Source organism: Cedecea selenatireducens (genome assembly GCF_042138895.1).
GTDB lineage: Bacteria > Pseudomonadota > Gammaproteobacteria > Enterobacterales > Enterobacteriaceae > Cedecea > Cedecea selenatireducens.
Map to the genome: position 1 here is coordinate 298,550 of NZ_JBHIKW010000003.1, position 24,751 is coordinate 323,300.

Annotated in this window: 20 protein-coding genes, 3 tRNA genes and 1 other RNA gene; 8 read left to right on the forward strand and 16 right to left on the reverse strand. The window is 54.8% G+C overall.

The window, feature by feature from the left end; all coding sequences use genetic code 11:
* Positions 1–68: 68 nt before the first annotated feature.
* From hfq to nnr, 6 genes are all read right to left on the reverse strand, one after another.
* Positions 69–380 (reverse strand): RNA chaperone Hfq, encoded by a 312-nt coding sequence (gene hfq, locus ACE38U_RS06820; RefSeq protein WP_038476214.1) that lies wholly within the window; start codon positions 378–380, stop codon positions 69–71.
* Positions 381–481: 101 nt separating this feature from the next.
* Entirely contained in the window at positions 482–1,426 is a 945-nt protein-coding gene (gene miaA / locus ACE38U_RS06825; protein WP_038476217.1) for a tRNA (adenosine(37)-N6)-dimethylallyltransferase MiaA, read from the reverse strand.
* Positions 1,419–3,296 (reverse strand): DNA mismatch repair endonuclease MutL, encoded by a 1,878-nt coding sequence (gene mutL / locus ACE38U_RS06830; RefSeq protein WP_375529386.1) that lies wholly within the window; start codon positions 3,294–3,296, stop codon positions 1,419–1,421. The genes miaA and mutL overlap by 8 nt, the downstream gene beginning before the upstream one ends.
* A 9-nt stretch (positions 3,297–3,305) precedes the next feature.
* Complete coding sequence (amiB, locus tag ACE38U_RS06835) at positions 3,306–4,631, reverse strand: N-acetylmuramoyl-L-alanine amidase AmiB (RefSeq protein ID WP_375529387.1); 1,326 nt, start codon at positions 4,629–4,631, stop codon at positions 3,306–3,308.
* A gap of 13 nt (positions 4,632–4,644) precedes the next feature.
* Positions 4,645–5,106 carry a tRNA (adenosine(37)-N6)-threonylcarbamoyltransferase complex ATPase subunit type 1 TsaE gene (gene tsaE, locus ACE38U_RS06840; protein ID WP_038476226.1) on the reverse strand — a complete coding sequence of 154 codons (462 nt, stop codon included), beginning with the start codon at positions 5,104–5,106 and terminating at the stop codon, positions 4,645–4,647.
* 4 nt (positions 5,107–5,110) lie between these two features.
* The gene (gene nnr, locus ACE38U_RS06845; RefSeq protein ID WP_375529388.1) at positions 5,111–6,622 is read right to left on the reverse strand and encodes a bifunctional ADP-dependent NAD(P)H-hydrate dehydratase/NAD(P)H-hydrate epimerase; all 1,512 of its coding nucleotides are present in this window, start codon (positions 6,620–6,622) and stop codon (positions 5,111–5,113) included.
* On the opposite strand from nnr, the gene queG reads away from it, so the two are divergent.
* A complete protein-coding gene (queG, locus tag ACE38U_RS06850) occupies positions 6,621–7,760 on the forward strand; it encodes a tRNA epoxyqueuosine(34) reductase QueG (RefSeq protein WP_375529389.1) in 1,140 nt (379 codons plus the stop codon). The genes nnr and queG overlap by 2 nt on opposite strands.
* A 272-nt stretch (positions 7,761–8,032) precedes the next feature.
* Here queG and ACE38U_RS06855 read toward each other — a convergent pair.
* The 4 genes from ACE38U_RS06855 to orn all read right to left on the reverse strand — a co-directional run bounded on the left by ACE38U_RS06855 (position 8,033) and on the right by orn (position 9,063).
* Positions 8,033–8,108: transfer RNA gene (locus ACE38U_RS06855), tRNA-Gly, on the reverse strand.
* Positions 8,109–8,144: 36 nt separating this feature from the next.
* Positions 8,145–8,220: transfer RNA gene (locus ACE38U_RS06860), tRNA-Gly, on the reverse strand.
* Positions 8,221–8,256: 36 nt separating this feature from the next.
* A tRNA-Gly gene (locus tag ACE38U_RS06865) sits at positions 8,257–8,332 on the reverse strand.
* 185 nt (positions 8,333–8,517) lie between these two features.
* Positions 8,518–9,063: an oligoribonuclease gene (gene orn / locus ACE38U_RS06870; RefSeq protein WP_176982459.1), complete on the reverse strand. Its 546-nt coding sequence runs from the start codon at positions 9,061–9,063 to the stop codon at positions 8,518–8,520.
* Positions 9,064–9,176: 113 nt separating this feature from the next.
* On the opposite strand from orn, the gene rsgA reads away from it, so the two are divergent.
* The 3 genes from rsgA to mscM all read left to right on the forward strand — a co-directional run bounded on the left by rsgA (position 9,177) and on the right by mscM (position 14,754).
* Positions 9,177–10,232: a small ribosomal subunit biogenesis GTPase RsgA gene (rsgA, locus tag ACE38U_RS06875; protein ID WP_038476238.1), complete on the forward strand. Its 1,056-nt coding sequence runs from the start codon at positions 9,177–9,179 to the stop codon at positions 10,230–10,232.
* 78 nt (positions 10,233–10,310) lie between these two features.
* Complete coding sequence (gene asd / locus ACE38U_RS06880) at positions 10,311–11,270, forward strand: archaetidylserine decarboxylase (protein ID WP_176982460.1); 960 nt, start codon at positions 10,311–10,313, stop codon at positions 11,268–11,270.
* A 145-nt stretch (positions 11,271–11,415) separates the two neighbouring features.
* Positions 11,416–14,754, forward strand: coding sequence for a miniconductance mechanosensitive channel MscM (gene mscM / locus ACE38U_RS06885; protein WP_038476245.1), 3,339 nt, complete (start codon positions 11,416–11,418; stop codon positions 14,752–14,754).
* Positions 14,755–14,799: 45 nt separating this feature from the next.
* Here the strand turns inward: mscM and ACE38U_RS06890 are convergent, their stop codons facing one another.
* Positions 14,800–15,690: a LysR family transcriptional regulator gene (locus tag ACE38U_RS06890; protein WP_038476248.1), complete on the reverse strand. Its 891-nt coding sequence runs from the start codon at positions 15,688–15,690 to the stop codon at positions 14,800–14,802.
* A 105-nt stretch (positions 15,691–15,795) separates the two neighbouring features.
* Between ACE38U_RS06890 and ACE38U_RS06895 the strand changes: the two genes are divergently transcribed.
* Positions 15,796–16,497: a pirin family protein gene (locus ACE38U_RS06895; RefSeq protein ID WP_375529390.1), complete on the forward strand. Its 702-nt coding sequence runs from the start codon at positions 15,796–15,798 to the stop codon at positions 16,495–16,497.
* A gap of 37 nt (positions 16,498–16,534) precedes the next feature.
* Here ACE38U_RS06895 and ACE38U_RS06900 read toward each other — a convergent pair whose 3' ends face one another.
* The 3 genes from ACE38U_RS06900 to ACE38U_RS06910 form a co-directional block, all read right to left on the reverse strand.
* Positions 16,535–17,842, reverse strand: a complete 1,308-nt coding sequence (locus ACE38U_RS06900) for an L-cysteine desulfidase family protein (protein ID WP_375529391.1) — start codon at positions 17,840–17,842, stop codon at positions 16,535–16,537.
* 34 nt (positions 17,843–17,876) lie between these two features.
* Positions 17,877–19,199, reverse strand: a complete 1,323-nt coding sequence (locus ACE38U_RS06905; protein ID WP_038476257.1) for an SLC5/6 family protein — start codon at positions 19,197–19,199, stop codon at positions 17,877–17,879.
* A gap of 505 nt (positions 19,200–19,704) precedes the next feature.
* Complete coding sequence (locus ACE38U_RS06910; RefSeq protein ID WP_176982462.1) at positions 19,705–20,802, reverse strand: AAA family ATPase; 1,098 nt, start codon at positions 20,800–20,802, stop codon at positions 19,705–19,707.
* 169 nt (positions 20,803–20,971) lie between these two features.
* Here ACE38U_RS06910 and ACE38U_RS06915 point away from each other — a divergent pair, with 169 nt between their 5' ends.
* Positions 20,972–21,283 (forward strand): hypothetical protein, encoded by a 312-nt coding sequence (locus tag ACE38U_RS06915; protein WP_375529392.1) that lies wholly within the window; start codon positions 20,972–20,974, stop codon positions 21,281–21,283.
* 180 nt (positions 21,284–21,463) lie between these two features.
* Here the strand turns inward: ACE38U_RS06915 and rnpB are convergent.
* An RNA gene (rnpB, locus tag ACE38U_RS06920) (RNase P RNA component class A) lies at positions 21,464–21,840 on the reverse strand.
* A 59-nt stretch (positions 21,841–21,899) separates the two neighbouring features.
* Positions 21,900–22,709, reverse strand: a complete 810-nt coding sequence (locus ACE38U_RS06925) for a DeoR family transcriptional regulator (RefSeq protein ID WP_038476265.1) — start codon at positions 22,707–22,709, stop codon at positions 21,900–21,902.
* A gap of 251 nt (positions 22,710–22,960) precedes the next feature.
* On the opposite strand from ACE38U_RS06925, the gene kbaZ reads away from it, so the two are divergent.
* A complete protein-coding gene (gene kbaZ / locus ACE38U_RS06930; protein WP_375529393.1) occupies positions 22,961–24,253 on the forward strand; it encodes a tagatose-bisphosphate aldolase subunit KbaZ in 1,293 nt (430 codons plus the stop codon).
* 24 nt (positions 24,254–24,277) lie between these two features.
* A complete protein-coding gene (gene agaV, locus ACE38U_RS06935; protein ID WP_038476271.1) occupies positions 24,278–24,751 on the forward strand; it encodes a PTS N-acetylgalactosamine transporter subunit IIB in 474 nt (157 codons plus the stop codon).

Sequence of the window (24,751 nt, forward strand, 5' to 3'; positions counted from 1 at the left end):
ACCTCTCAAAAAGACCAGCGGGGAACGCAGCTGAACTGGTCCCCCGACCGGGAAAACAGCAAGCGACCTTATTCGGTTTCTTCGCTGTCTTGTTGCGTCGCAGAACCAGCCTGCGCGCTGCCGCCGTGATGGTAGCCGCCAGAACCGCCGGTGCCGGTGTTATTGCTATGATGAGAAACCGGACGAGACGGAACAACGGTAGAAATCGCGTGCTTATAGACCATCTGGCTGACCGTGTTTTTCAACAGGATCACGAACTGATCGAAAGACTCAATTTGCCCTTGCAGCTTAATACCATTCACCAAATAAATAGAAACTGGAACACGTTCACGACGCAGTGCGTTCAAGAACGGATCTTGTAAAGATTGCCCCTTAGCCATTCTATCTTTTCCTTATATGTTTGTTGTTTGTCACTCAAGAGCGATTAGCTCTGAAAAACTGCGTAAAAATTTGCGCACGCTGACGTTTCAATTGTACACATTCACCCATGCTTAGCACTAACAACCTGTAGCACTTCGCTGTATGCCTGTTCCGGTTTTTCACTGTCTAACCAGTGAACCCCTTCCCAGCCACGCAGCCAGGTCATCTGGCGCTTAGCCAACTGACGCGTCGCGCAAATACCTCGATAAACCATCTCATCGTATGAAGTTTCACCGGCCAAATAAGACCACATCTGGCGGTAACCCACGCAACGGATGGAAGGCATCTCCGTATGCAAATCTCCGCGAGCAAAAAGCGCCCGCACTTCTGCTTCAAAACCTGAAGCCAACATCTGATGAAAACGCTGCTCAATTCGCTGATGGAGCAGTTCACGGCTCGCCGGGGCGATGGCGAACTGATGCACCTGATACGGCAGAGCTTCTCCTGACGTTTGCGTCAGTTCCGTTAAAGTTTTACCCGAAATGAAAAAAACTTCCAGTGCCCGGGAAAGCCTTTGCGGATCATTTGGATGAATCCGGGCAGCGGCAACGGGATCAATCTGTTCCAGTTGACGATGCAACGCATCCCATCCTTGCTCTGCCGCCTGTTGCTCTATCTTTGCCCTGACTTCCGGGTCCGCCGACGGGAGCGGCGAAAGCCCCTCTAACAGCGCTTTAAAATAGAGCATTGTGCCGCCGACCAGCAGCGGAATACGCCCGGCGGCGGTAATTTCAGCCATCTCGGCCAGCGCGTCGCGACGAAAATCTGCCGCAGAATACGCCTGAGCCGGGTCAAGCAGGTCCAGCAGCCTGTGCGGCGCCAGGGCTTGCTCTTGTTCCGTTGGCTTAGCGGTACCGACATCCATCCCTCGATAGATGAGGGCCGAATCCACGCTTATCAACTCTACCGGCAAAGTTTTACGCAAATTAATGGCAAGTGCCGTCTTACCTGAGGCCGTGGGCCCCATTAAAAAAATTGCCTGTGGCTGTTTTTTATCTTCAGTCATCTTTCAGGGCGTTCATCGCCATTTGTAAATCAACAGGTTGCAGCAAACCGCCGGGCGGGAATTTCACCAGCTGCGGGCAGAGACGTTCAACGTCAGCCAGCAGCGCAATCGCCTGAGACTGGCTCCAGTGTTCATGATCGCTCGCCAAATGGCGGGCAATCCACAGAGTCAGCTGGCCCGAGGAGACATCTGCCTGTTGCGCCAGGTATCCTGGCAGTTCGTGAATCAAGATTTGTAAATTTTGTTTGCGTAAAGGTAAAGGTACCGTGCGAATTGTTATCTGCCGTGCATCGGTATCAAATTCAATACCCATTTCTTTCAAAAGCGACTGATATTTAACCAATACATCGTGTTCTTCGCGACTGACTTTCAGACGAAGCGGGATCAACAGCGGCTGAGCCCTAAGCCCTTCACTGCCCGGTGCCAGTTGAGCCTGTTTTAGCCACCGCTCGGCCACCACCAGCGAAAGCAGAGAAAGTTTGCCCTGCCGCTCAAGCAAGGCCTTATCCGGCGGCAAAACCGTTAATACCCGGCCAAAACTTTGCGAGTGGCCTTCAAGCGCTGGCGGCTCTTCAGCCCGGGCTGCAGGTGCAGGTTCTACTTCTGGAGTATCCAACAGCTGGCGATACAGCGCGCCTTGCTGCTTCTGGTAGCCCGGTGCGGCATGAGGCCAAAGCGGCGTTCCTCCCGTCTCACCGGCGCGGCCGCCGCCAGAAGGCGATGGCGAAGCCTGGCGCGGCGGCGCTTCACGTGGCTCACGCGGGGCGGCTGGCGTTGCAAACTGGTTACGCCCGGCAGCGACACGATTTTCCGGCTGCCAGCGTTCAGCTGGCGTATCCGCCGTTTCCTCCAGCGCCAGCGCGTTCTCACCCTGCTGTTGAAGCACGCTGATCACGCCCTGGTAGATAAAGTCATGCACCAGACGCGACTGGTGGAAGCGAACCTCGTGCTTGGCCGGATGAACGTTAACGTCCACCTGATGCGGATCAATCTCCAGGTACAGCACAAACGCAGGTTGCTGATCCACGCCCAGTTTGTCTTCACAGGCCTGGCGGATGGCATGGTTAATTAAGCGGTCGCGCATCATGCGTCCGTTAACGTAACAATACTGGATCTCAGCTAATGCAGAAGTGGTTGCTGTTGGCTCAGCGACCCAGCCGCGCAGCGTTAAATCGCCGTGCTGCCACTCAATCGCCAACGCCTGCTCAAGAAACGGTGTGCCGCAAATAGCGCCAAGCCGACGCTCACGCTGGCCACCCTCCGGCACCGCACGGTATTGGCGAATCATTTTACCGTTATGGTTGAGCGTAATAGAAACGTCGAAGCGCGCCAGCGCGATACGGCGTACCACTTCATCAATATGGTTGAATTCGGTTTTTTCGGTGCGCATAAACTTACGGCGCGCAGGCGTGTTGTAAAACAGGTCGAGGACTTCAAGCGTTGTCCCGACCGGATGCGCGGCTGGTTTGACCGTCACATCCTGGTCGCGCCCTTCGGCATAGGCCTGCCAGGCTTCGTTTTGTTCCGCCGTACGCGACGTCAGAGTCAAACGGGAAACTGAGCTGATACTTGCCAACGCTTCACCGCGGAAGCCGAGGCTGATAATGGCCTCAAGGTCATCCAGCGAGGCGATTTTACTGGTGGCATGGCGAGCCAGCGCCAGCGCCAGCTCCTCCTGTTTAATACCGCAGCCGTTATCGCGAATACGGATAAGCTTTGCGCCACCGCGCTCGATATCAATATCAATCCGCGTGGCGCCGGCATCAAGGCTGTTCTCAACCAGCTCCTTCACTACCGACGCAGGACGCTCTACAACCTCGCCAGCGGCGATCTGGTTCGCAAGCTGCGGCGGCAGAACCTGAATCGGCATGTTATCTCCTTAGTTAGTGGCTGCGACCTGCTGAGGCGACCCCTGCAGGGTGCGGGCAGTTTGCTCATTCGATGGCGCAGACTGCAGCGGATGCTCACGGAAGTAGTTGCGCAGCCCCTCATAAATAGCCTGCGCTATTTGCTGCTGGTAATTGTCGCTGCCCAAAAGGCGCTCTTCGGAACTGTTACTGATAAAGCCCGTTTCAACCAACAGCGAAGGAATATCTGGCGAACGCAATACGCCGAGGCTCGCGTGCTCAGGGCGGCGTTTATGCAGAGAGCCTACCCGCTGAAGCTGCGCCAGCACTTTGGTCGCCACATCATACCCGACTCGCTGGGAATGGCCGAACTGCAAATCCAGCACCGCCTGACTTAAGTAAGGATCGGCCTGGCTGTTTGCCAGCACGTCTCCCGCACCACCCAGTAATTCAGACTGCTTTTCATGCTGCTCAAGCCAGCCCGCCATTTCACTGTTTGCGCGGCGGTTAGAAAGCACCCAAACGGACGCCCCGGTAGCATCGCGATTCGGCGCGGCATCCGCATGAATCGATACCAGCAGGTTCGCATTCTGCTTACGCGCCACGTCGGAACGCCCCATTACCGAGATAAAATAATCGCCATCGCGGGTCAACACGCCCCGGAACATCGGATCGTCGTTCAGCAAAGCTTTCAGCTTGCGGGCGATAGAGATAGTGACGTTCTTTTCCTGAGTACCACCGGGGCCAATCGCGCCGGGGTCCTGACCGCCGTGACCGGCATCAATAGCCACCACAACGGTATCTGACGGGCCGCTATTTTTCACGCGAGCCGCCGGGCGAGTTACTGTATTGGACCCTACCACGCCGGTAACCTGCTGAGGTTTAAAGGGATTGCGAGCCGGATCGGGAGCCTGGACAGGCGCAGCAGGTGCAACTCGTTTGGCGACAACCGGCGGTGGAGGCGGCGGCGCATCAGCGTTAATCGTAAAGATGACGGTATAATTAGCCCCGTTTTGCTGCTTTACGGCGCGGGTTTTGCCGGGCTGGGTTAAATCAACGACCAGGCGTAAAGATTGATCGTCTTTTGGCTGCCCGGAGCTGATGCTTTTCACCAGGTTGTTACCGCTAAACTGCAGCGGCAGCCCGCGAATGACACCGCTTTGCTTAATATCCAGCGCGACGCTTCGCTTGCTGTCCTGCGAAAAGGTGTATTCCGGGTCGCCCATAAAACTAAAGGTGATGCGCGCCTGATTCTCACCGTTAGAAACCTGAATATCCGACAGCGCGGCCGCCCCCGCCTGTGCGCAGCACAGCAGCAGGAATCCGGCCATCAACCAACCTTTCACGCGATAGATCATCCCGTCATCCTTGCTATTTGGCTAACCGCGCCAGTAACGCTTCACCAGATGAGGAAACGGCAGCAATGCGCGCTTCACGCCCTTGCGCCTCGTAGCTCAGGTGAATTTCGACATCCGGATCGGGGAGCACACCTGTCCCCTGCTGCGGCCATTCCACCAGGCAAATCGCGTCATTGGTGAAGTAGTCACGGATCCCCATAAACTCAAGCTCTTCCGGGTCTGCCAGGCGATATAAATCAAAGTGATAGACCATCAGGCTATCAAGCTGATACGGCTCGACCAGCGTATATGTTGGGCTTTTAACGTTGCCTTTATGCCCCAGCGCCTGCAAGAAACCGCGGCTAAAGGTGGTTTTACCCGCCCCGAGGTCGCCATAAAGGTAAATAACCGTCGCGCCTTCACAGGCCAGCGCCAGGCGCTTGCCCAGCTCCAAAGTTGCCGCTTCTTCAGGTAATGCAATAACTCGATTCATCATGGCTTCAGGTATTCAAATCCGGGTTAACAAACAGGTAAAGCGTTGAAAGCAGGTCGCTCGCCAGCATACCGCGCGTGCCTCGCTGGCGGGCTAAAACATCAGCCGCCGCGCCGTGAGCCACGCAGCCTGCACAGGCAGCATCATAAGGGGTAAGCTTCTGTGCCAGCAATGCGGCAATGATCCCCGACAGCACATCCCCCATTCCACCGCTTCCCATCCCGGCGTTACCCACGTCGATAATGCCCAACCGATCGTGGCTGGCGACCAGCGTGCCGGCACCTTTTAAGACCACGGTTCCGCCATAACGTTTAGCCAAACGCCTTACAGCAAGTAAGCGGTCACTCTCAATTTGTGACACAGCGCAATTAAGCAGCCTTGCCGCTTCGCCAGGATGAGGCGTAATCACGCGATTCTGACGTTTATCCGGGTTGATTGCCAGAAGGTTAAGCGCGTCCGCGTCCCAAAGCATCGGTTTGCGGCTGTTTTCAACTTTCTGCAGCGCCTTCTTGCCCCATTCCTGCTGCCCGAGCCCAGGGCCAATCGCCACCACATCCGCCCATTCAAGCGATTCATCAAGCGATTGCGGAGTCAGTTCGTGAACCATTAGCTCGGGGCAAGCGGTAAGCAACGGGGCAACGTTTTCCGCACGGGTTAATACCCGAACCAGGCCAGCCCCGGCACGCAACGCAGCCTCACCGGCCATGCGAATGGCTCCCGCTGTACCGCTGTCGCCGCCAATCAGCACCAGCCGCCCGTTATTCCCTTTATGCGACGTAGGCCGCCTCGGTTTGATCCAGTCGGCAAGCTGCTGGACATCAAATCGGGAAATGGGCGCTTCCTGCGCATCTAACCAGGACTCAAGCCCTAATGCGGAAAAATGGAGCCTGCCAACAACATCCCGCGCCTTACCCGTTAGCAGCCCCGGCTTGAGAGCGATAAAAGTCACAGTATCCGCCGCCTGAACCACCGCTCCGGGCACGGCGCCGGTTTCGGCCTGCAGCCCGGAAGGAATATCCATTGCCACGACCGACGCAGGATGCTCGTTCATCTGCTTGATAAGCTGAGCGATATTTTCGCGCGGGGCGCTGTTTAAGCCAATGCCCAGCAAGGCATCGACAATTAAATCAACGTCAGCGGGCCAGACTGTATCGGGATCGTGCGGCACGCCGCCTGCATTGAGCCATGCCTCGCGGGCCTGACCCGCCTCTTCGGGTAAGGGCTTATCGCTTTCGACAGCCAGCAACGTCACCTGAAGGCCAGCGGCCTGAGCCAGGCGGGCCACAACATAGCCGTCACCGCCGTTATTCCCATGCCCGCAGGCGATTAGCCAATGGCGAGCTTGAGGATAACGCGTGCGGGCGATCTGAAATGCGGCTTCGCCGGCACGCTGCATCAGCTCATAAAGCGTGATGCCCAGGCTGTCTGCCGCGTCCCTTTCGGCTTTACGCAGCCAGTCCGCCGGCCAGACCGAATGTGGTATACTTTTGCCGTACTTTTTCAGGTTATGGTCCGTCATGTCACAGCCCCTCGATTACAATCAGTTAGCGCAAAACATTAAACAGTGGGGCAAGGATCTTGGCTTCCAGCAGGTCGGTATTACCGATACCGATCTCACCGCCAGCGAGCCACAACTGCAGGACTGGCTCGATAAGCAATATCACGGCGAAATGGACTGGATGGCCCGGCACGGCATGATGCGCGCCCGACCACACGAACTGATGCCCGGTACCCTCAGGGTCATTAGCGTTCGCATGAACTACCTTCCGACCAACGCTGCTTTCGCCTCAACGCTGAAAAATCCGCAGTTGGGTTATGTCAGCCGCTATGCGCTGGGCCGTGATTATCACAAAGTCTTGCGTAACCGCTTAAAAAAGCTGGGGGAAATGATTCAGTCCCACTGCTCCACGCTGAATTTTAGACCTTTTGTCGACTCAGCGCCGCTTCTTGAGCGCCCGCTGGCGGAAAAAGCCGGGCTCGGCTGGACAGGTAAGCACTCACTTATCCTCAATCGTGAGGCCGGCTCGTTCTTCTTCCTCGGCGAACTGCTGGTCGATATTCCGCTGCCGATTGACGCTCCCGTAGAAGAGGGCTGCGGCCGCTGCGTAGCCTGCATGACAATTTGCCCGACTAACGCCATCGTCGAACCTTATACGGTGGACGCGCGGCGCTGTATCTCCTACCTGACGATTGAGCTTGAAGGCGCAATCCCGGAAGAATTCAGGCCGCTTATTGGCAACCGTATCTACGGCTGCGACGACTGCCAGCTTATCTGCCCGTGGAATCGCTACTCGCAGCTAAGCGAGGAAGATGATTTTAGCCCGCGCAAGGCGCTTCACTCGCCACCCCTGACCGAGCTGTTCGCCTGGACCGAGCAGCACTTCCTGCGAGTCACCGAAGGTTCCGCGATTCGCCGTATTGGGCATCTTCGCTGGCTGCGTAATATTGCCGTCGCACTGGGCAATGCCCCCTGGAATGAAGCTAACCTGACCGCACTTGAGCAGAGAAAAGGTGAGCACCCACTTCTGGACGAGCATATTGAATGGGCGATTGCGCAACAATTAGCCAGACGAAGCGGGCAGGCCGTAGAGGTTCAGTTGCCGAAGAAACAGCGGCTGGTGAGAGTGATCGAGAAGGGGCTTCCACGCGACGCATGATATGTCCACAGCGTGTGCATAAAATTCAAAAACGCGTTGTCATTCAAGCGTCAAAATTTCTGCAAGCATTACATTAATATTTCGAAATTAAATTAAATCGTTAATTATCAATAAATTAAAATATTGATGTAATAAATATTACATTTGTAGAAGACGAGCGAAGAGACAGACGCCTGTGGATAAGTCTGTTTATAGACGTATTACAAAACGGCAAAATACCATCACCAACGCCTGCTGAGCGCTGTGGATAATTTTTACTTGAAAGGAAAATTTGGAGCGGGAAACGAGACTCGAACTCGCGACCCCGACCTTGGCAAGGTCGTGCTCTACCAACTGAGCTATTCCCGCTTGGGTGGTGCGTGGCTGTAAAAGCCAATCAAATTTTGGAGCGGGAAACGAGACTCGAACTCGCGACCCCGACCTTGGCAAGGTCGTGCTCTACCAACTGAGCTATTCCCGCTTGGGTGGTGCAGGCTGTAAAAGCCAAATCAAATTTTGGAGCGGGAAACGAGACTCGAACTCGCGACCCCGACCTTGGCAAGGTCGTGCTCTACCAACTGAGCTATTCCCGCTCTGTGTAACGCTGCAAATTCTGCATCGGTACGGGAGGCGCATTATACGAGAATTCGTTTTTGTCGCAAGCCCTCAAACGTTTTTTTTCGCGTTTTTTGTCTGACTGCTGGTTAAACCATCAAGATGATTATTTTATCGTCTGAAATGGCTAATTCCCCCTCACCTTTCGATGAGGGGACTGTTTTTAAAGCTTAATAAAATTCTCACGGTAGTAGGCAAGCTCCGCCACGGACTCGCGGATATCGTCCATCGCCTGGTGAGTTCCCTGCTTTTTAAAGCCCGGCAGAATTTCCGGCTTCCAGCGGCGCGCCAGCTCTTTCAGCGTGCTCACATCGAGGTAACGATAATGGAAGTAGGCTTCCAGCTCGGGCATGTACTTAAACAGGAAGCGACGATCCTGCCCGATGCTGTTCCCGCAAATTGGGGAAGTGTTCGCCGGCACCCACTGCTGCAGAAACTCAATCGTCGCAAGCTCCGCCGCGCGATCGTCAAGCTGACTTGCCTTCACGCGCTCAACCAGGCCACTGGCGGTATGGGTACGAACGTTCCAGTCGTCCATCAACCCCAGCTGTTCATCGGACTGGTGTACCGCAATGGTCGGCCCTTCTGCCAGAATGTTCAGGTTGGCATCGGTCACCAGGGTAGCAATCTCAATAATGCGATCCCGCTCGGGATCCAGACCGGTCATTTCTAAATCAATCCAAATCAGATTGTTTTCGTTTCCACTCATGCTATTTTCCACCCTTCTTGTGCGTCGCCCACCCTTGACGATGGGTTAATTCGTATAAAATAGTGTGTATCATAGAGGTTTTGCCCACCAGGGGCGACCAGGAGCCAGTACGCTTGAGCAAAAATAAACTCTCCAAAGGACAACAGCGCCGCGTCAACGCAAACCACCAGCGTCGTCTGACAAAAACCGTGGAGAAAGCCGACTACGACGATGCCCAGTTTGGTGAACCGCGCGAAGGCACGGTAATCAGCCGCTTTGGCCAGCATGCAGACGTCGAGTCGCATGAAGGCACGGTACACCGCTGCAACATTCGTCGCACCATTCGTTCGCTGGTCACCGGCGACAAGGTAGTCTGGCGCTTAGCGAAAGAGGCCGCAGAAGGCGTCTCTAAAAAAGGGATCGTGGAGGCCGTACACGAGCGCACCTCCGTACTGACCCGTCCAGACTTTTACGATGGCGTAAAGCCGATTGCGGCAAACATCGACCAGATAATCATCGTTTCGGCTATCCTGCCGGAGCTGTCGCTGAACATTATCGACCGTTACCTCGTAGCCTGCGAAACCCTCGACGTTGAGCCGCTGCTGGTACTGAACAAAACTGACCTGCTGGATGATGAAGGCCGCGCCTTCGTTAACGAGCAGATGGATATCTACCGCAAAATTGGCTATCGCGTGCTGATGGTCTCCAGCTACAAGGCGGAAGGGCTAAAAGATCTTGAGGCCGAGCTGGTTGGCCGTATCAGCATCTTCGCCGGCCAGTCAGGCGTGGGTAAATCAAGCCTGCTGAACAACCTGCTGGGCTTCACTGAAAAACAGATCCTGGTAAACGACGTTTCCGACGTTTCCGGCCTCGGTCAGCACACCACCACCGCCTCTCGCCTCTATCACTTCCCAGGCGGCGGCGACGTGATTGACTCCCCAGGCGTGCGTGAGTTTGGTCTTTGGCACCTGGAACCTGAACAAATCACCCACGGATTTGTCGAATTCCATGACTATTTAGGCCGTTGTAAATATCGCGACTGCCGTCACGACAACGATCCAGGCTGCGCCCTGCGTGAGGCCGTGGAGAAAGGCGAGATAGCCGAAACACGTTTTGAAAATTACCACCGTATTCTGGAAAGCATGGCGCAGGTAAAAACGCGTAAAAGCTTTTCTGATACTGACAACTGACAATTAAGCTGGGCATCGCTAGAATCGCCCCTTTTCTGTATCGGCCCACCTATCAGGGCATTTAGCCAGGAGGCTATTTTGTTAGACAACATTAAACTTTCGCTCCAGTACCTTCTGCCAAAACTGTGGCTGACTCGCCTGGCAGGCTGGGGCGCAAGCAAACGTGCTGGCTGGCTGACCAAGCTGGTCATCGATTTGTTCGTCAAGTACTACAAAGTAGACATGAACGAGGCGCAGAAGCCGGACACCGCAGCTTACCGCACCTTCAACGACTTCTTTGTGCGTCCGCTTCGCGATGACGTTCGCCCGATGAACACCGATCCGAGCGTGCTGGTCATGCCTGCCGACGGCGTGATAAGCCAGCTGGGCCGCATCGAAGAAGACAAAATCCTGCAGGCGAAAGGCCATAACTACAGCCTGGAAGCGCTGCTGGCGGGTAACTACCTGATGGCCGATCTGTTCCGTAACGGCAGTTTCGCCACGACTTACCTTTCTCCACGCGACTATCACCGCGTGCATATGCCGTGTAACGGTATTCTGCGCGAAATGATTTATGTGCCAGGCGATCTGTTCTCCGTGAATCACCTGACCGCGCAAAACGTGCCTAACCTTTTTGCCCGTAACGAACGCGTTATCTGCCTGTTCGACACAGAGTTTGGTCCAATGGCACAAATTCTGGTTGGTGCTACCATTGTTGGCAGCATCGAAACCGTCTGGGCCGGGACTATCACCCCACCGCGTGAGGGCGTTATCAAACGCTGGACCTGGCCTGCCGGTGAAAGCGAAGGCGCTGTGGCACTGCTGAAGGGTCAGGAAATGGGCCGCTTCAAGCTGGGCTCCACGGTGATTAACCTGTTTGCACCGGGCAAAGTAAACCTGGTCGAGCAGCTGAAAAGCCTGTCAGCAACGAAAATCGGTGAACCTCTGGCCATTTCTACCGAGCCTGTTATTGAGCCTGAAGTGCCGGTGAGCGAAATCCCTGCCGACGTTCTGGAAACCGAAGCAGACGTACCGGAAGCGCCAAAAACCGCAGAATAATGTCGAAGAACAGGCGACTGGCAACCCAGAAGCCTGAAAGACAACAGCACTTAACCATGAAAATCAACCCATTGATTTTCAGCTGAAACCTCAAAGAGGGAAACCGTGCTTTCCCTCTTTTCCAGCAACGTTATAGGTAACTGACGTGCGCCTGATTATCACTTTCCTGATGGCCTGGTGCCTCAGCCTGGGGGCGTATGCAGCAACAGCGCCCGATGCAAAACAAATCTCGCAGGAACTGGAGCAGGCTAAGGCCGCCAAAAACACGCCAAACCAGGCGGAAATTGTGGAAGCTCTCCAGTCGGCGCTGAACGCGTTAGATGAACGCAAAGCCTCGCTTGAACGCGCCGAACAATACCAGCAAGTCATTGATAACTTCCCTAAGCTGTCGCAAACCCTGCGCAAACAGCTGACCAACCTGCGCGATGAACCTGAAGAAGTGCCGCCGGGCATGAGCAGCGACGCGTTAAACCAGGAGATTTTGCAGGTCAGCAGCCAGCTGCTGGACAAAAGCCGACTTGCCCAGCAGGAGCAGGAAAGAACCCGCGACATCAGCGACTCGCTAAGCCAGCTCCCTCAACAGCAAACGGATACTCGCCGGCAGCTCAACGACATTGAGCGTCGCGCGGGCTCTCAGCAAAGTGGCAGCACGCCCCTGGCCCAGGCACAGCACTTCCTGCTGCAGGCTGAATCCGCCCGACTGAAGGCTCAGGTGGATGAACTCGAACTGGCTCAGCTTTCCGCTAACAACCGCCAGGAGCTTGCGCGCATGCGCGCCGAGCTGGCGCAAAAGCAGAGTACGCAGCTGGATGCCTACCTCCAGGCACTGAGAAACCAGCTCAACAGCCAGCGCCAGCGTGAAGCGGAACAGGCGCTGGAAAGCACCGAGCTACTGGCGGAAACCAGCGCTAACCTGCCGCCAGAAATATTCGAGCAGTTCAAAAATAACCGCGAACTCTCTCAGGCACTCAATCAACAAGCCCAGCGCATGGACCTGGTGGCCTCTCAGCAACGTCAGGCCAATAACCAGACGCTGCAGGTCCGCCAGGCGCTCAATACGCTGCGAGAGCAGTCCCAATGGCTGGGCGTCTCGAACGTGCTGGGTGAAGCACTGCGCGCCCAGGTTGCCCGCCTGCCGGACATGCCAAAGCCGCAGCAGCTGGACACCGAGCTGGCTCAGCTGCGCGTAGAGCGCCTGCACTATGAAGATTTGCTCAATAAACACGCCCAGCTACGCCAGGTTCGCCAGGCTGACGGCAGCCCGCTGACCGCCGAGCAAAATAAGATCCTGCAGGCGCAGCTTCGCACCCAACGTGAGCTGCTGAACTCGCTGCTGCAGGGCGGCGATACCCTGATTCTCGAGTTAACCAAGCTGAAAGTGGCGAACAGCCAGCTTGAAGACGCGCTAAAAGAAGTGAATGAAGCGACCCACCGCTACCTGTTCTGGACGTCTGACGTCAGCCCAATAGGCATCAGCTGGCCGCTGGAAATCGTGCAAGATCTGCGGCGTCTGGTGTCGCTGGATACCTTTAGCCAGTTGGGTAAAGCCGCGATCATGATGGTAACCAGCAAAGAAACGCTGCTGCCGCTCTTCGGCGCGCTGATTCTGGTTGGGTTTAGCATTAGCTCGCGCCGTCACTTCACTGCCTTCCTCGAGCGCTCCAGCGCCAAAGTCGGAAAAGTAACGCAGGACCACTTCCGCCTGACGCTACGCACCGTGTTCTGGTCGATTCTGGTCGCCTCTCCGCTCCCCGTGCTGTGGGCAACGCTGGGTTATGGTTTGCAGGAAGCGTGGCCTTACCCCATCGCGGTGGCGATAGGCGACGGCGTTACCGCTACGGTGCCTCTACTTTGGGGGGTGATGATCTGCGCGACGTTCGCACGCCCTACCGGGCTGTTTGTGGTGCATTTTGGCTGGCCGCGCGAGCGCGTAGGTCGGGCCATGCGCTACTACATCATGAGCATAGGCCTGATTGTGCCGCTGATCATGGCGCTGATTATGTTCGACAATCTCAACGACCGGGAATTTTCAGCCTCGTTGGGCAGGCTTTGCTTCATCATGATTTGCGGCGCGTTGGCTATCGTCACGCTCAGCCTTAAACGTGCCGGGCTACCGCTCTATCTCGACAAGCAGGGCGATGGTGACAACATCGTGAACACCATTCTGTGGAACCTGCTGCTCTGTGCTCCGTTGATGGCTATCCTGGCGGCTATCGTCGGCTATCTGATGACGGCTCAGGCGCTGCTGGCACGTCTGGAAACCTCCGTAGCCATCTGGTTCCTGCTGCTGGTGATTTATCACATCATCCGCCGCTGGATGCTTATCCAGCGCCGCCGTCTGGCCTTTGACCGCGCTAAACACCGCCGGGCTGAAATCCTTGCCCAACGAGCGCGTGGGGAAGAAGATACGGCGCATGCTAACAGCACCGAAGGCTCGGTAGAAACCGTGGACGAGCCGGAAGTCGATCTCGATACCATCAGCGCCCAGTCTTTGCGCCTGGTCCGCTCAATTCTGATGCTTATTGCCCTGCTGTCGGTGATTTTTCTGTGGTCCGAAATCCACTCGGCGTTTGGCTTCCTCGGTAACATCACGCTGTGGGACGTCACCTCCACTGTTCAGGGTGTGGAAAGCATCGAACCGATTACGCTTGGCGCGGTACTGATTGCCATTCTGGTGCTGATTATTACCACGCAGCTGGTGCGTAACTTACCGGCGCTGCTGGAGCTGGCCATTCTTCAACACCTGAACTTAACGCCAGGCACCGGCTATGCCATTACCACCATCACCAAATATCTGCTGCTGCTGATTGGCGGGCTGGTGGGCTTCTCGATGATCGGGATTGAGTGGTCCAAGCTGCAGTGGCTGGTAGCCGCACTCAGCGTGGGGTTGGGCTTCGGTTTACAGCAAATCTTCGCCAACTTCGTCTCTGGCCTGATTATTCTGTTCGAGAAGCCGATACGCATCGGCGACACGGTGACCATCCGTGACCTGACGGGCACCATCACGCGAATCAACACCCGTGCGACCACCATCAGCGACTGGGACCGAAAAGAAATCATCGTTCCGAACCAGGCATTTATTACCGAGCAGTTTATCAACTGGTCGCTTTCGGACTCGGTCACGCGTGTGGTGCTCACCATTCCGGCCCCGTCAGAAGCGAATACGGAAGAGGTCACCAAAGTCCTGCTGGAAGCCGCGCACCGCTGCACGCTGGTGCTCGATACGCCGCAGCCGGAAGCATTCCTGGTCGATCTCCAGCAGGGTATCCAGGTCTTCGAACTGCGTATTCACGCGGCGGAGATGGGCCACCGGATGCCGCTGCGCCACGAAATCCACCAGCTGATTCTGCAGGGCTTCCGCGAGCACAACATCGAGATGCCGTTCCCACCGTTCCAGATGCGTCTGGAAAGCCTCAGCGGGCAGCGTAGCAGTAAGACGATTAAATCCGCGGGCAGAGCCGCCAGAACGCCTGGCAGCCTGTAATTTCATGGAAGGAAAAAAACGCGTTGGCAAAACCAACGCGTTTTTTTATTTCAGCAGTTTAGGCAACTCACGCAGGCACCAGGCTTTGGCCTCGCCCATGCTGTCGCGTCGCCACGCCATAATGATATCAATCTCGTTGGTGTACTCCGGGCTAACCACCCGCAGGCGGCCTTCGGCAATATCCTGCTCTACCAATGGGTAGGGCATCGTCGCTACGCCAAGCCCGGCCAGCAGCGCCAGCCTTTTCTCTTCGATAGAACTCACCGTCAGGCGCGGCTGTTTGTCCAGCAGTCGGACCGTTAGCACCGGCCTTTCACGAGCGGTGTCGGCTACCGCCACGCCACGGTATTTCACGCGGGTCACTTCAGACAGCGGCTCCGGTTCCTGATGAATAGGATGATCCGGGGCGGCAACATACACGCTCATCACTTTGTACAGCTTGCGGGAGTTAATTTCCGACGAGCTGCGGAAGTGCATATCCGGCGCAATGACAATATCCGCCCTTCCCTGCTCAAGCCGTTCCCAGGCCCCGGCCAGCACCTCGGTAAAAATAGACAGCTGGGTGTCAGCCTTAGCGGCCAGCTTGTCGACTAGCGGGAACAATTTCTCCGTCGGCACCAGCGCTTCGGTAACGATGGTCAGGTTTGCTTCCCAGCCTCGCGCCAGCGCTTCAGCATCGGTCGTCAGCTTATCAGCAGCCTCCAGCAGTACCCGCCCTCGCTCCAGCAGCATACGCCCCACGTTGGTGAATTTGGTGCGATGGCCCGAACGGTCAAATAGCACAACATCCAGTTCTTCTTCTAATTTTTGCATGGTGTAGCTAAGCGCTGACGGCACGCGCCCCAGCTCGTCGGCAGCGGCGGCAAAACTGCCCCGCCTGTCGATTGCATCCATGACCCTTAACGCTTCCAGCGTCAACGCCCTTTCTTTCGCCATTTCGTTCTCATTCAGGAAATTTGAACATACCGAGCAGATTAACTGGCTAACAATGCAGCGTCCAGACCCTTAACATGGGTTTAGTGTAAAGAGAGGTCAAGAATTATGATTACGACAAGAACAGCCAAACAGTGTGGTAAAGCTGACTACGGATGGCTGCAGGCTCGCTACACCTTTTCTTTTGGACATTACTTCGACCCGAAACTGCTGGGCTACGCCTCCCTGCGCGTGCTCAACCAGGAAGTCCTGGCGCCCGGCGCATCGTTTCAGCCGCGCGGCTACCCAAAGGTAGACATCCTTAACCTTATCCTGGAAGGGGAAGCGGAATACCGCGACAGCGAAGGCAACCATGTCCAGGCCAGCTCAGGCGAAGTTCTGCTGCTATCGACCCAGCCCGGCATCAGCTATAGCGAGCACAACATCAGCAAAGAGAAATCACTGACGCGGATGCAGCTGTGGCTGGACGCCTGTCCGGAGAGTGAAAATCCGCTGGTGCAAAAGGTCCCGCTGAAAGGAGCATCGCATCAGCTAATTGCCTCGCCGGACGGCAGCAGTAACAGCCTGCAGCTGCGCCAGCAGGTATGGATCCATCATATTGAGATGGAAAAAGGCGAACAGCTAAACTTCCAGCTCCATGGCCCGCGTGCCTACCTGCAGTCGATTCACGGCACGGTACACGCGGTGACATCGTCCGAAGAGAAGGAAGGGTTAACCTGCGGCGACGGCGCGTTTATTCGAGATGAAGCGAAAATCACGTTGGTGGCAGATACGCCGCTGCGTGCGCTGCTGATTGATTTGCCGGTTTAAACTCTCCCCGACGTGATGTCGGGGATGAGCCCGTTAGTCAGGCTGTTTTATTAGCCATAATGTCAATAATCTGGCGGTCGGTTGCCTGCATTGACCGGCTTGCCAGAGCACAAAGATTACTGATGGATTTTTCAATATCCTGATCCACGATCCCTTCGTTACCCGTGACCGCCGTATTATCCAGAGCCATCAGAACGGCTTTCCATGCAGAAGAAACGCTGGTTGAAACCTTCATCGCGCAGCTATTGGAAGCGCCATCGCAAATCATGCCGCTGACGTCCCCAATCATCGAGCTAATCGCCATCGTCATACTCCGGTAGCTTCCGTCAATCAGCCACAACATGCCCGCCGCCGCCCCCATTGCGGCCGTCGTCGCCGCGCAAAGTGCTGATAAAGTTGGCAGCTGATGGTGAATGTAAATAGCCGTCAAATGCGACAGAATAAGCGCCCGGGTTAGCTGCTCCTCACTGCTTCCAAGGTGTTCAGCCACCACCACAACCGGCATCGTGGCCGCAATTCCCTGGTTACCCGACCCAGAGTTACTCATTGCCGGCAAACAGGCGCCGCCCATACGGGCATCCGAGGCGGCAGACGTTCGGATGATAATATCCGTGAACAGATCTTTCGCCAGCAGCCCCCGCGCTCTCTGGCGCTGCAAAGTTGCACCGATGTGAAGACCATACGGGGCCCGCAGTCCTTCATGGGAAAGGGCGTTATTCAGCAAGGCCGCATCCCGAATAAAACCGATGCTCTCGACGGGGACATTCCCGGCAAACTCAACAATTTGCGACAGCGTAAATTTGGCCAGATCGCAGCAGGATTCAGCATCATCAGTTCGGGGTTCATGGCTGCGGTCAAACAGCACTTTTCCCTGTTTCTCAACGCGAACCACCCTGCTATGCCCACCAGCAATGGTGACGGTAGCAAACGCATTAGCCGTAAAAACCGTGGCGCTGGCGTAGAGGATTTCGTCGCAAGGCTCACAAATTGAGACGGAGACTCGCCCATTCGCCAGCAGCAACTTACCGGCGGCAATAGACGCGACCGAAGCGCTTTTCAACACTTCAAGCCCGGCCTGCGGATTGCCCCCCAAGGCACCAACTGCGGCAGCAATCGGCAACCCAACCATACCTGTTCCGGGTACCGTCACCCCCATCCCATTTTTCATCAGATTGGGGGAGACCTTCGCCACAATACGCTCAACGTTGCCCTCCAGGTGCGAAGCCGCCAGGGCGCTGGCCAGCGCCAGCGAAATGGGTTCAGTGCAGCCTACCGCAGGCCTCACATTTTGTTTTACCGCCCGGATTAATTCGGCCCACGCCGGGTTTAATTCTGGATTTAACATATTTATACCTTAAGTCCTTACTGCAACCTGGCCATCAGGAGAACGCCAGGAAAGGAGAAACACAAAGCAATAGCCCGGTAATAATAATAATAATCAGAGATACCCCTTTATATTTATGCAGCGCCGGGACTTTATAAACCAGCCATGCAGGGATCAAACACCCGACCATGCCAAATATTGGGCTACATATTGAGGTAAAACTTAACACGGGTGCATTCAGAACAATCGCACTCCAGGAAAGCAAAATTGCAAAGATCATAATGCCGTATTGCACCAGTCGCTCATTAATTTTCTCAGCGGCAATTTTACGGCGTAATATATTAATCACGATACCCTGCGTTGCTTCACGAAACCCGAGATAAACCCCAAAGAATGCGGTCATTACCGCAAAAATATTTAATATAACGCCGACGACAGTAACCCATGAACCAGACCCGCCATTAATAAACTGGGCGGCAATCGCTAATGCTGAAATATTTTGCTCATAGGCTTTTACCGCTTCATCGTGCCCCATCGCTAAAGTAAACGACACCGCATAGAAAAATACCGTGACAAACAAAATCCCAAAGGCAATATTCATCGCTCGTAATGCTTTATGGCGAGCGACCTCACGAGATTTTTCTCGCGATCTGTACGAGATAACCATCGGGCTCAGCGTCTGAATAAACAGAATAGAAGTCAGGGTAAAGGGCAGCGTGATGATGGCATTCTTGATAAGCAACCCCAGCGGAGGCAACGAACCCGCGTTATAGAGATGCCAAAGGCCAATCATTGATACACCCAGCGCCGCCACAACCAGAAGTTTAGTCATCACCATCAAGCTGGAAACTTTAAACAGCAGCCGCTCACCGCGTGAAGATATCGCCACCAGCACACAAATCAGTATCAGGCCATAAAATGGGTTATCTGAAAGTAACTCGTCCGTTACGCCAAAGGTATGCAGATAAGAAGCGCTGTCATTAGTAATGGCGGTAGCGTAAACAAACATCCAGATAACCAACATAATGAAATAAAGCGCCCCTAACAATACCCCCCAGTTTTTCCCAAGATAACCGCTGATCACGCTTGGGTAGTCTTTACATTCCGGGGATTCGGCAAGGGTATTAATAAACAACCGCTGGAATAAATACATCGCGGGGTAACCTACAATGGAAGAAAGCAGGAAAACCCACAATCCCATTAATCCAACCTGAACGGGTAAAAAAACGATCCCCGCACCAATCGCCATACCAATACTCATTATTATCCAGCCAATGTCGTTACTATCCAGCTTTATTGCATCCTGCCATTCACGTTCGGTCATTCCGGCACGACGAGCAGCCGGTGAGGTCGCCAGAGGGGCGATTATTGTTTCCATTTAATATTTCTCTTAATGTAGGATTTAATCGTTATTTTAAATAAAGCAATAATTCCCCGGGCGATGAGATACCGGGGCGAACAATTGGCAGGTCTTTTTTATAATAAAACAATGATAGCGCGCTAAAGAGAGAAAAAACTTGCAACTATGCAGGATAAAAAGACGCCGAAGAGAAAATTATTCTCCCGTAAGCATGAAATCATGTTGTTTTTTACTTCTCATCAGCCAGTTAGGGGAATAATTAATTACCCAGAGGTATTAAAAATAAGTATCACGTTGTTTTATATTGATTTTTATACATCAGATTTTTCAAGGCAAATTCACCTTTTCGCCATCGGTGTGAAGTAGCGCAAAAAATGCAGTGAATGGCTTGTTAAGCAGGCCAGAGACAAAAATGATGAAGTTCACACGGTTAGCCGCTTTTAGCATATCTCTCTGATTATTGTTGCAGCCAGGTTACCGCAAAGCAGATTTCACCAAAGCAGGCGCTGAGGCACAGAACGGCTCATAAAAGCCGGTTTACCCGCGTCTCGCCCTGCTCAATCCCCAGCTCATACAATGTAAATGCCGTGTGCTTTTCAATGAGCTTAGCCAGCTCCGGCGAGTGGCTGGTCAGCCAGATTTGCGTGTAACGACTCGCCTCGGCTATCAGCCGCGCCAGCGCCGGAAGCATTTGTGGATGTAGGCTGTTTTCAGGTTCATTGAGAGCGATAAACTGCGGAGGCCTCGGGCTAAGCAGCGCCACCGTCAGGCACAGAAAACGCAGCGTTCCATCAGAAAATTCAGCGGCCTCCAGAGGCCGGTTAATCCCCAGTCGGTTCATCATCATCTGGAAGCGCCCGCCGGTGTTATCGCAGAAAAACGTACACTCCGGGAAGGCCTCATCCAGCACGGTAAACATCAGCTCGCTGTCGCCAATCTCAACGATCGTCTGAAACGCGGCGGCCAGGTTTAAACCATCGCCGGAAAGCACCGGGCTGCGGTAACCCACCTGAGGCAATCTGAGCCCTGCCCCTTTGGAAATGTCGAACTCGTGGTAAAAGCGCCAGTTTCGCAACGTCTCCCTGGCACTTGAAACTTCCGGGTACAGATGCGGCTCGCCAAGCTGGCCAAAGAGGGACTCATTTTCATACAGCGTGGCGGCATGGGTGACCTTTTCGCCGTTGACGTTATTGAGGAAAACCGTCTGATTACGGCGCTGCATTACCGATGACGATGGGCGGCGCCGGTAGCCACTGAGCCAGATTTGCTCCTCTTTGACGATAGGATCGAGGCCAAACATCGTCGGGTACGGAAGCGGTTCGGGAAACCCAACCTGCAGCTCATATTCGAACGTTTCGGTTTCTACCGCCAGCGTTAACCTGCGCGGCGCGCTGGCGTAGCCTCGGGCTCTATCGCCGGCCCACATGGCCTTCTGGATCCCACCTTCGTCGGAAAGCCAGTGGGACAGCTGCCCGGTACCCGCCCCGTGGATCAGATGAATCGCCTTATAGATGTTCGATTTACCGCATCCGTTCGGCCCAAACACCACGTTCAGCCTTCCTAAATCAATAGAAAGCTTGCGCACCGAACGATAGTTGTCGATATACAGGGATTTGATCATGATTATTCGCCGCCGTGAAACTTGATGCCCATTATGGCAAATACATGCCGAAGCACACCAGTTTACCGCCTGTCGATTAAAGCGATCCCAGAGCGACCAGCCCATCAAAGATCAACACCACGGCGATCGCGCCGATCGCTATTTTTCTGTCAGCAGCATCAGGCTCCCTGTGCTTCATCTCTTCTCCCTTTGTCTTCAGTCAGCCAAATCTCTGACCCGTGCGCTGGCTAATGCCCGCTGCCAGCGGGATCTTCCTGTCCGGATCCGGCCAATACGCCCTGACGATAACCTGGCTATCGCCGACGTTATCCGTAAAAGCTTCCGCGATAACAAAATCGATCATCTCGAAGGCGTAAGCCTGCACGATCCAGCGCTGGCGATAGAGCAGGCCGAAGCATTCGGTTTCCAACATCTGGACGGTAGCCTCGGCAACACCGGCCACAACAGCTGCGATATCTGTATGCTCAAAACGCTGAAATAATCTTTTTAAAAGTAAAACACCCCGCAAAACTTTCATCTTGCGGGGTGTTCCTGAATGGTTGAAGCTGACCGATAAGCCGCTTTCTTTCCATGAATAGCGTCGTGGACAGTCATTCATCTTCTTCTTTTCTAAAATGCAAAACGCCCCGCAAAACTTTCATCTTGCGGGGCGTTTCTGAATGGTTGAAGCTGACCGATAAGCCGGGTTCTGTCGTGGACAGTCATTCATCTAGGCCAGCAATCGCTCACTGGCTCAAGCAGCCTACCCGGGTTCAGTACGGGCCGTACCATGCGAACCCCTATTTGGCCTTGCTCCGGGTGGAGTTTACCGTGCCACGGACTGTTACCAGCCGCGCGGTGCGCTCTTACCGCACCCTTTCACCCTTACCTGATCCCGCTTGCGCGGGCCATCGGCGGTTTGCTCTCTGTTGCACTGGTCGTGGGTTTCCCCCCCAGGCGTTACCTGGCACCCTGCCCTATGGAGCCCGGACTTTCCTCCCCTCCGTCCGTCTCCCCCGAAGAGGACGACGACGAAGCGGCGACTGTCTGGTCAGCTTCGGCGCGCAGTATAGAGGGTTTCACCCTCCCTGTCACGCGGGCCCGCCAGAAACGAAAAGCTAGTCGCCGACAAGCACAACATCAATACCGCTTTTACGCAGCGCGCTCAGGCTTTCCGCCGGAATACCTTTATCGGTAATCACCCGGTGAATACGCTGGGTATCGATGATTTTATGCAGGCTGGAGCGGTTAAATTTGCTGGAATCCGTGACCACAATAATCCGTTCGGCGACTTCACACATTTTACGGTTAAGCCGGGCCTCGTCCTCGTTATGGGTGCTCACGCCGCGCTCTGGATCGATGGCATCCACGCCGAGGAAAAGCATATCGAAATGGAAGTTTTGCAGCGACTGTTCAGCGCTATCGCCGTAAAACGACAGCGACTGACGGCGCAGGTGCCCGCCGGTCATCAGCACCTCGACGCCTTCCGCTTCCAGCAGCGCGTTAGCCACGTTGATGCCGTTGGTCATCGCAATCACTTCTTTATGCTGGCGCATAAGACGGGCGATTTCATACGTCGTGGTGCCGGAGTCCAGAATCACCTTGTCACCGGGATTAATAAGATCGGCTGCGACCCGCGCAATGCTGCGCTTCAGTGACTTATTCAGCGAGCTTTTATCCTCCACCGAAGGTTCAGCCACCGCGCTGCCGGGTTCACAAATCAGCGCCCCACCGTAGGCACGAACGGCAATGCCTTGCTTCTCCAGGAAAGCCAGATCGTTGCGAATAGTGACGGTAGAGACGCCAAAAAAAGAAGATAAATCATTAACCTGTACGCTTCCCTGTTGGCGAAGGCGTTGAATAATTTGCTCGCGTCTTTCGCTGGTACCCGGAATACGTTTGTCCGTTGCGGTATCGCTGTTGCTCATAGGGTAACCTTTCAATATATCTTTCGTTTAATTTCTATTTGCCTATTAACACCTTTCTTTTAGCAGAAAGCAACCCCCAGGAATCTGCGCTCAAACGGTGCTTTTTGCCCTCCGCCACCTTTCATTATGTTTCTTTTGCGAAACAGATCTCAATTCCAGTATCTTTCTTTTTATTCTCAAACGCCATTCAGGCACGATTAAATGAAATGAATCGAAAGAAAATGTTTTAACCCATCGCCGTGGAGAGGAAAGTGAAACAGTTGACCGAATTTGTCGCTAGCCATAAACGGAACAACCAATGCGGGATCTTTGCCGTATGTTCTGCACATCCGCTGGTGCTTGAGGCGGCTATGCGCCATGCCCGTGAGGCCGGAACCAGCCTGCTTATCGAAGCTACTTCTAACCAGGTCGATCAGTACGGCGGCTATACGGGGATGACGCCGGCGGACTTCTGCGGCTTCGTCTACCAACTGGCCGAACAGCATCGCTTCCCCCACGCTAACCTGATTCTCGGCGGCGATCACCTCGGCCCAAACCGCTGGCAAACCCGGCCTGCAGAAGAGGCGATGTCTAATGCCGAAGAGCTGATTCGCAGCTATGTGGCCGCAGGTTTCAAGAAAATACACCTCGACTGCAGCATGTCCTGCGCGGGCGACCCGGTACCGCTCACTGACGATATCGTTGCCGCACGTGCAGCGAGGTTAGCTACCATTGCCGAACAAACCTGCATCGACCACTTTGGTCAAGCCGACCTGGTATACATCATCGGCACAGAGGTGCCGGTTCCCGGCGGTGCGCACGAAACCCTTGCCGAGCTGGCCGTCACCACGCCACAGGCGGCCAATGCCACGCTGGAAGCGCATCGCAACGCCTTCTCTGAACAAGGCCTCAGCGCTATCTGGCCCCGAATTATTGGCCTTGTTGTTCAGCCGGGCGTCGAGTTTGACCACACCCGGGTGATTGACTACCAGCCGGAAAAATCTCGCGCGTTAAGCAAAATGATCGAAGCGTCACAGACCATGGTGTTTGAAGCGCACTCGACGGATTACCAGACAACGCAGGCGCTACGCCAGCTGGTAGAGGACCACTTTGCAATACTGAAAGTAGGCCCGGCGCTGACCTTCGCCCTGCGTGAAGCGCTTTTCTCGCTGTCGGCCATCGAACGAGAACTGCTTCCGGCCCACAAATGTTCCGGGCTAAGGGACGTGCTGGAAAGCGTGATGCTCGACCATCCGGAACACTGGCAGCAGCACTATCACGGCAATGGAGATGCGCTGCGTCTGGCGCGCGGCTACAGCTACTCGGATCGGGTGCGCTATTACTGGCCGGATCGCGACATCGACGACGCTTACGATGTGCTGGTCAAAAACCTGGCCCATGAACCCCTTCCGCTGCCGTTAATCAGCCAGTATCTGCCGCTTCAGTACGCCAGAGTGCGCGAAGCACAGCTGGCCGCCAGCCCTCACGAGCTGATTATCGACCATATTCAGGATGTGCTGCGTCAGTATCACGCGGCCTGTCACGGTGAGCCATCTTCTCATTAACACAATGATAATAAGGGAAATAACATGCCAAATATTGTCTTAAGCCGCATTGATGAGCGCCTTATCCACGGCCAGGTTGGCGTGCAGTGGGTCGGATTTTCCGGCGCTAACCTGGTGCTGGTCGCCAATGATGAGGTAGCGGAAGACCCTATACAGCAAAACCTGATGGAGATGGTGCTGGCGGAAGGGATCGCCGTGCGTTTCTGGCCACTGCAAAAAGTCATCGACAACATCCACCGCGCGGCCGACCGCCAGAAGATCCTGCTGGTCTGCAAAAACCCTCAGGACTTCCTCACCCTGGTGAACGGCAGCGTGCCGGTAAAACGCATCAACGTTGGCAACATGCACTATGTCGAAGGTAAGAAGCAGGTCGCCAAAACCGTGTCGGTCGACGAACAGGACATTGCCGCCTTTTCCGGGCTGAAACAGGCCGGCGTAGAGTGTTTTGTCCAGGGCGTGCCGACGGAATCAGCTCAGGATCTTTATAAACTTCTCTGA

What these genes read in the sequence shown, in the direction of transcription:
- queG (WP_375529389.1), top strand. Translation starts at nt 6,621, where the DNA reads ATGTCACAGCCCCTCGATTACAATCAGTTAGCGCAAAACATTAAACAG.
- orn (WP_176982459.1), bottom strand. Translation starts at nt 9,063, where the DNA reads ATGAGTGGAAACGAAAACAATCTGATTTGGATTGATTTAGAAATGACC.
- ACE38U_RS06925 (WP_038476265.1), bottom strand. Translation starts at nt 22,709, where the DNA reads ATGAGCAACAGCGATACCGCAACGGACAAACGTATTCCGGGTACCAGC.
- ACE38U_RS06895 (WP_375529390.1), top strand. Translation starts at nt 15,796, where the DNA reads ATGATTACGACAAGAACAGCCAAACAGTGTGGTAAAGCTGACTACGGA.
- nnr (WP_375529388.1), bottom strand. Translation starts at nt 6,622, where the DNA reads ATGACGGACCATAACCTGAAAAAGTACGGCAAAAGTATACCACATTCG.
- miaA (WP_038476217.1), bottom strand. Translation starts at nt 1,426, where the DNA reads ATGACTGAAGATAAAAAACAGCCACAGGCAATTTTTTTAATGGGGCCC.
- amiB (WP_375529387.1), bottom strand. Translation starts at nt 4,631, where the DNA reads ATGATCTATCGCGTGAAAGGTTGGTTGATGGCCGGATTCCTGCTGCTG.
- ACE38U_RS06900 (WP_375529391.1), bottom strand. Translation starts at nt 17,842, where the DNA reads ATGTTAAATCCAGAATTAAACCCGGCGTGGGCCGAATTAATCCGGGCG.
- mutL (WP_375529386.1), bottom strand. Translation starts at nt 3,296, where the DNA reads ATGCCGATTCAGGTTCTGCCGCCGCAGCTTGCGAACCAGATCGCCGCT.
- ACE38U_RS06890 (WP_038476248.1), bottom strand. Translation starts at nt 15,690, where the DNA reads ATGGCGAAAGAAAGGGCGTTGACGCTGGAAGCGTTAAGGGTCATGGAT.
- ACE38U_RS06905 (WP_038476257.1), bottom strand. Translation starts at nt 19,199, where the DNA reads ATGGAAACAATAATCGCCCCTCTGGCGACCTCACCGGCTGCTCGTCGT.
- ACE38U_RS06910 (WP_176982462.1), bottom strand. Translation starts at nt 20,802, where the DNA reads ATGATCAAATCCCTGTATATCGACAACTATCGTTCGGTGCGCAAGCTT.
- hfq (WP_038476214.1), bottom strand. Translation starts at nt 380, where the DNA reads ATGGCTAAGGGGCAATCTTTACAAGATCCGTTCTTGAACGCACTGCGT.
- agaV (WP_038476271.1), top strand. Translation starts at nt 24,278, where the DNA reads ATGCCAAATATTGTCTTAAGCCGCATTGATGAGCGCCTTATCCACGGC.
- tsaE (WP_038476226.1), bottom strand. Translation starts at nt 5,106, where the DNA reads ATGATGAATCGAGTTATTGCATTACCTGAAGAAGCGGCAACTTTGGAG.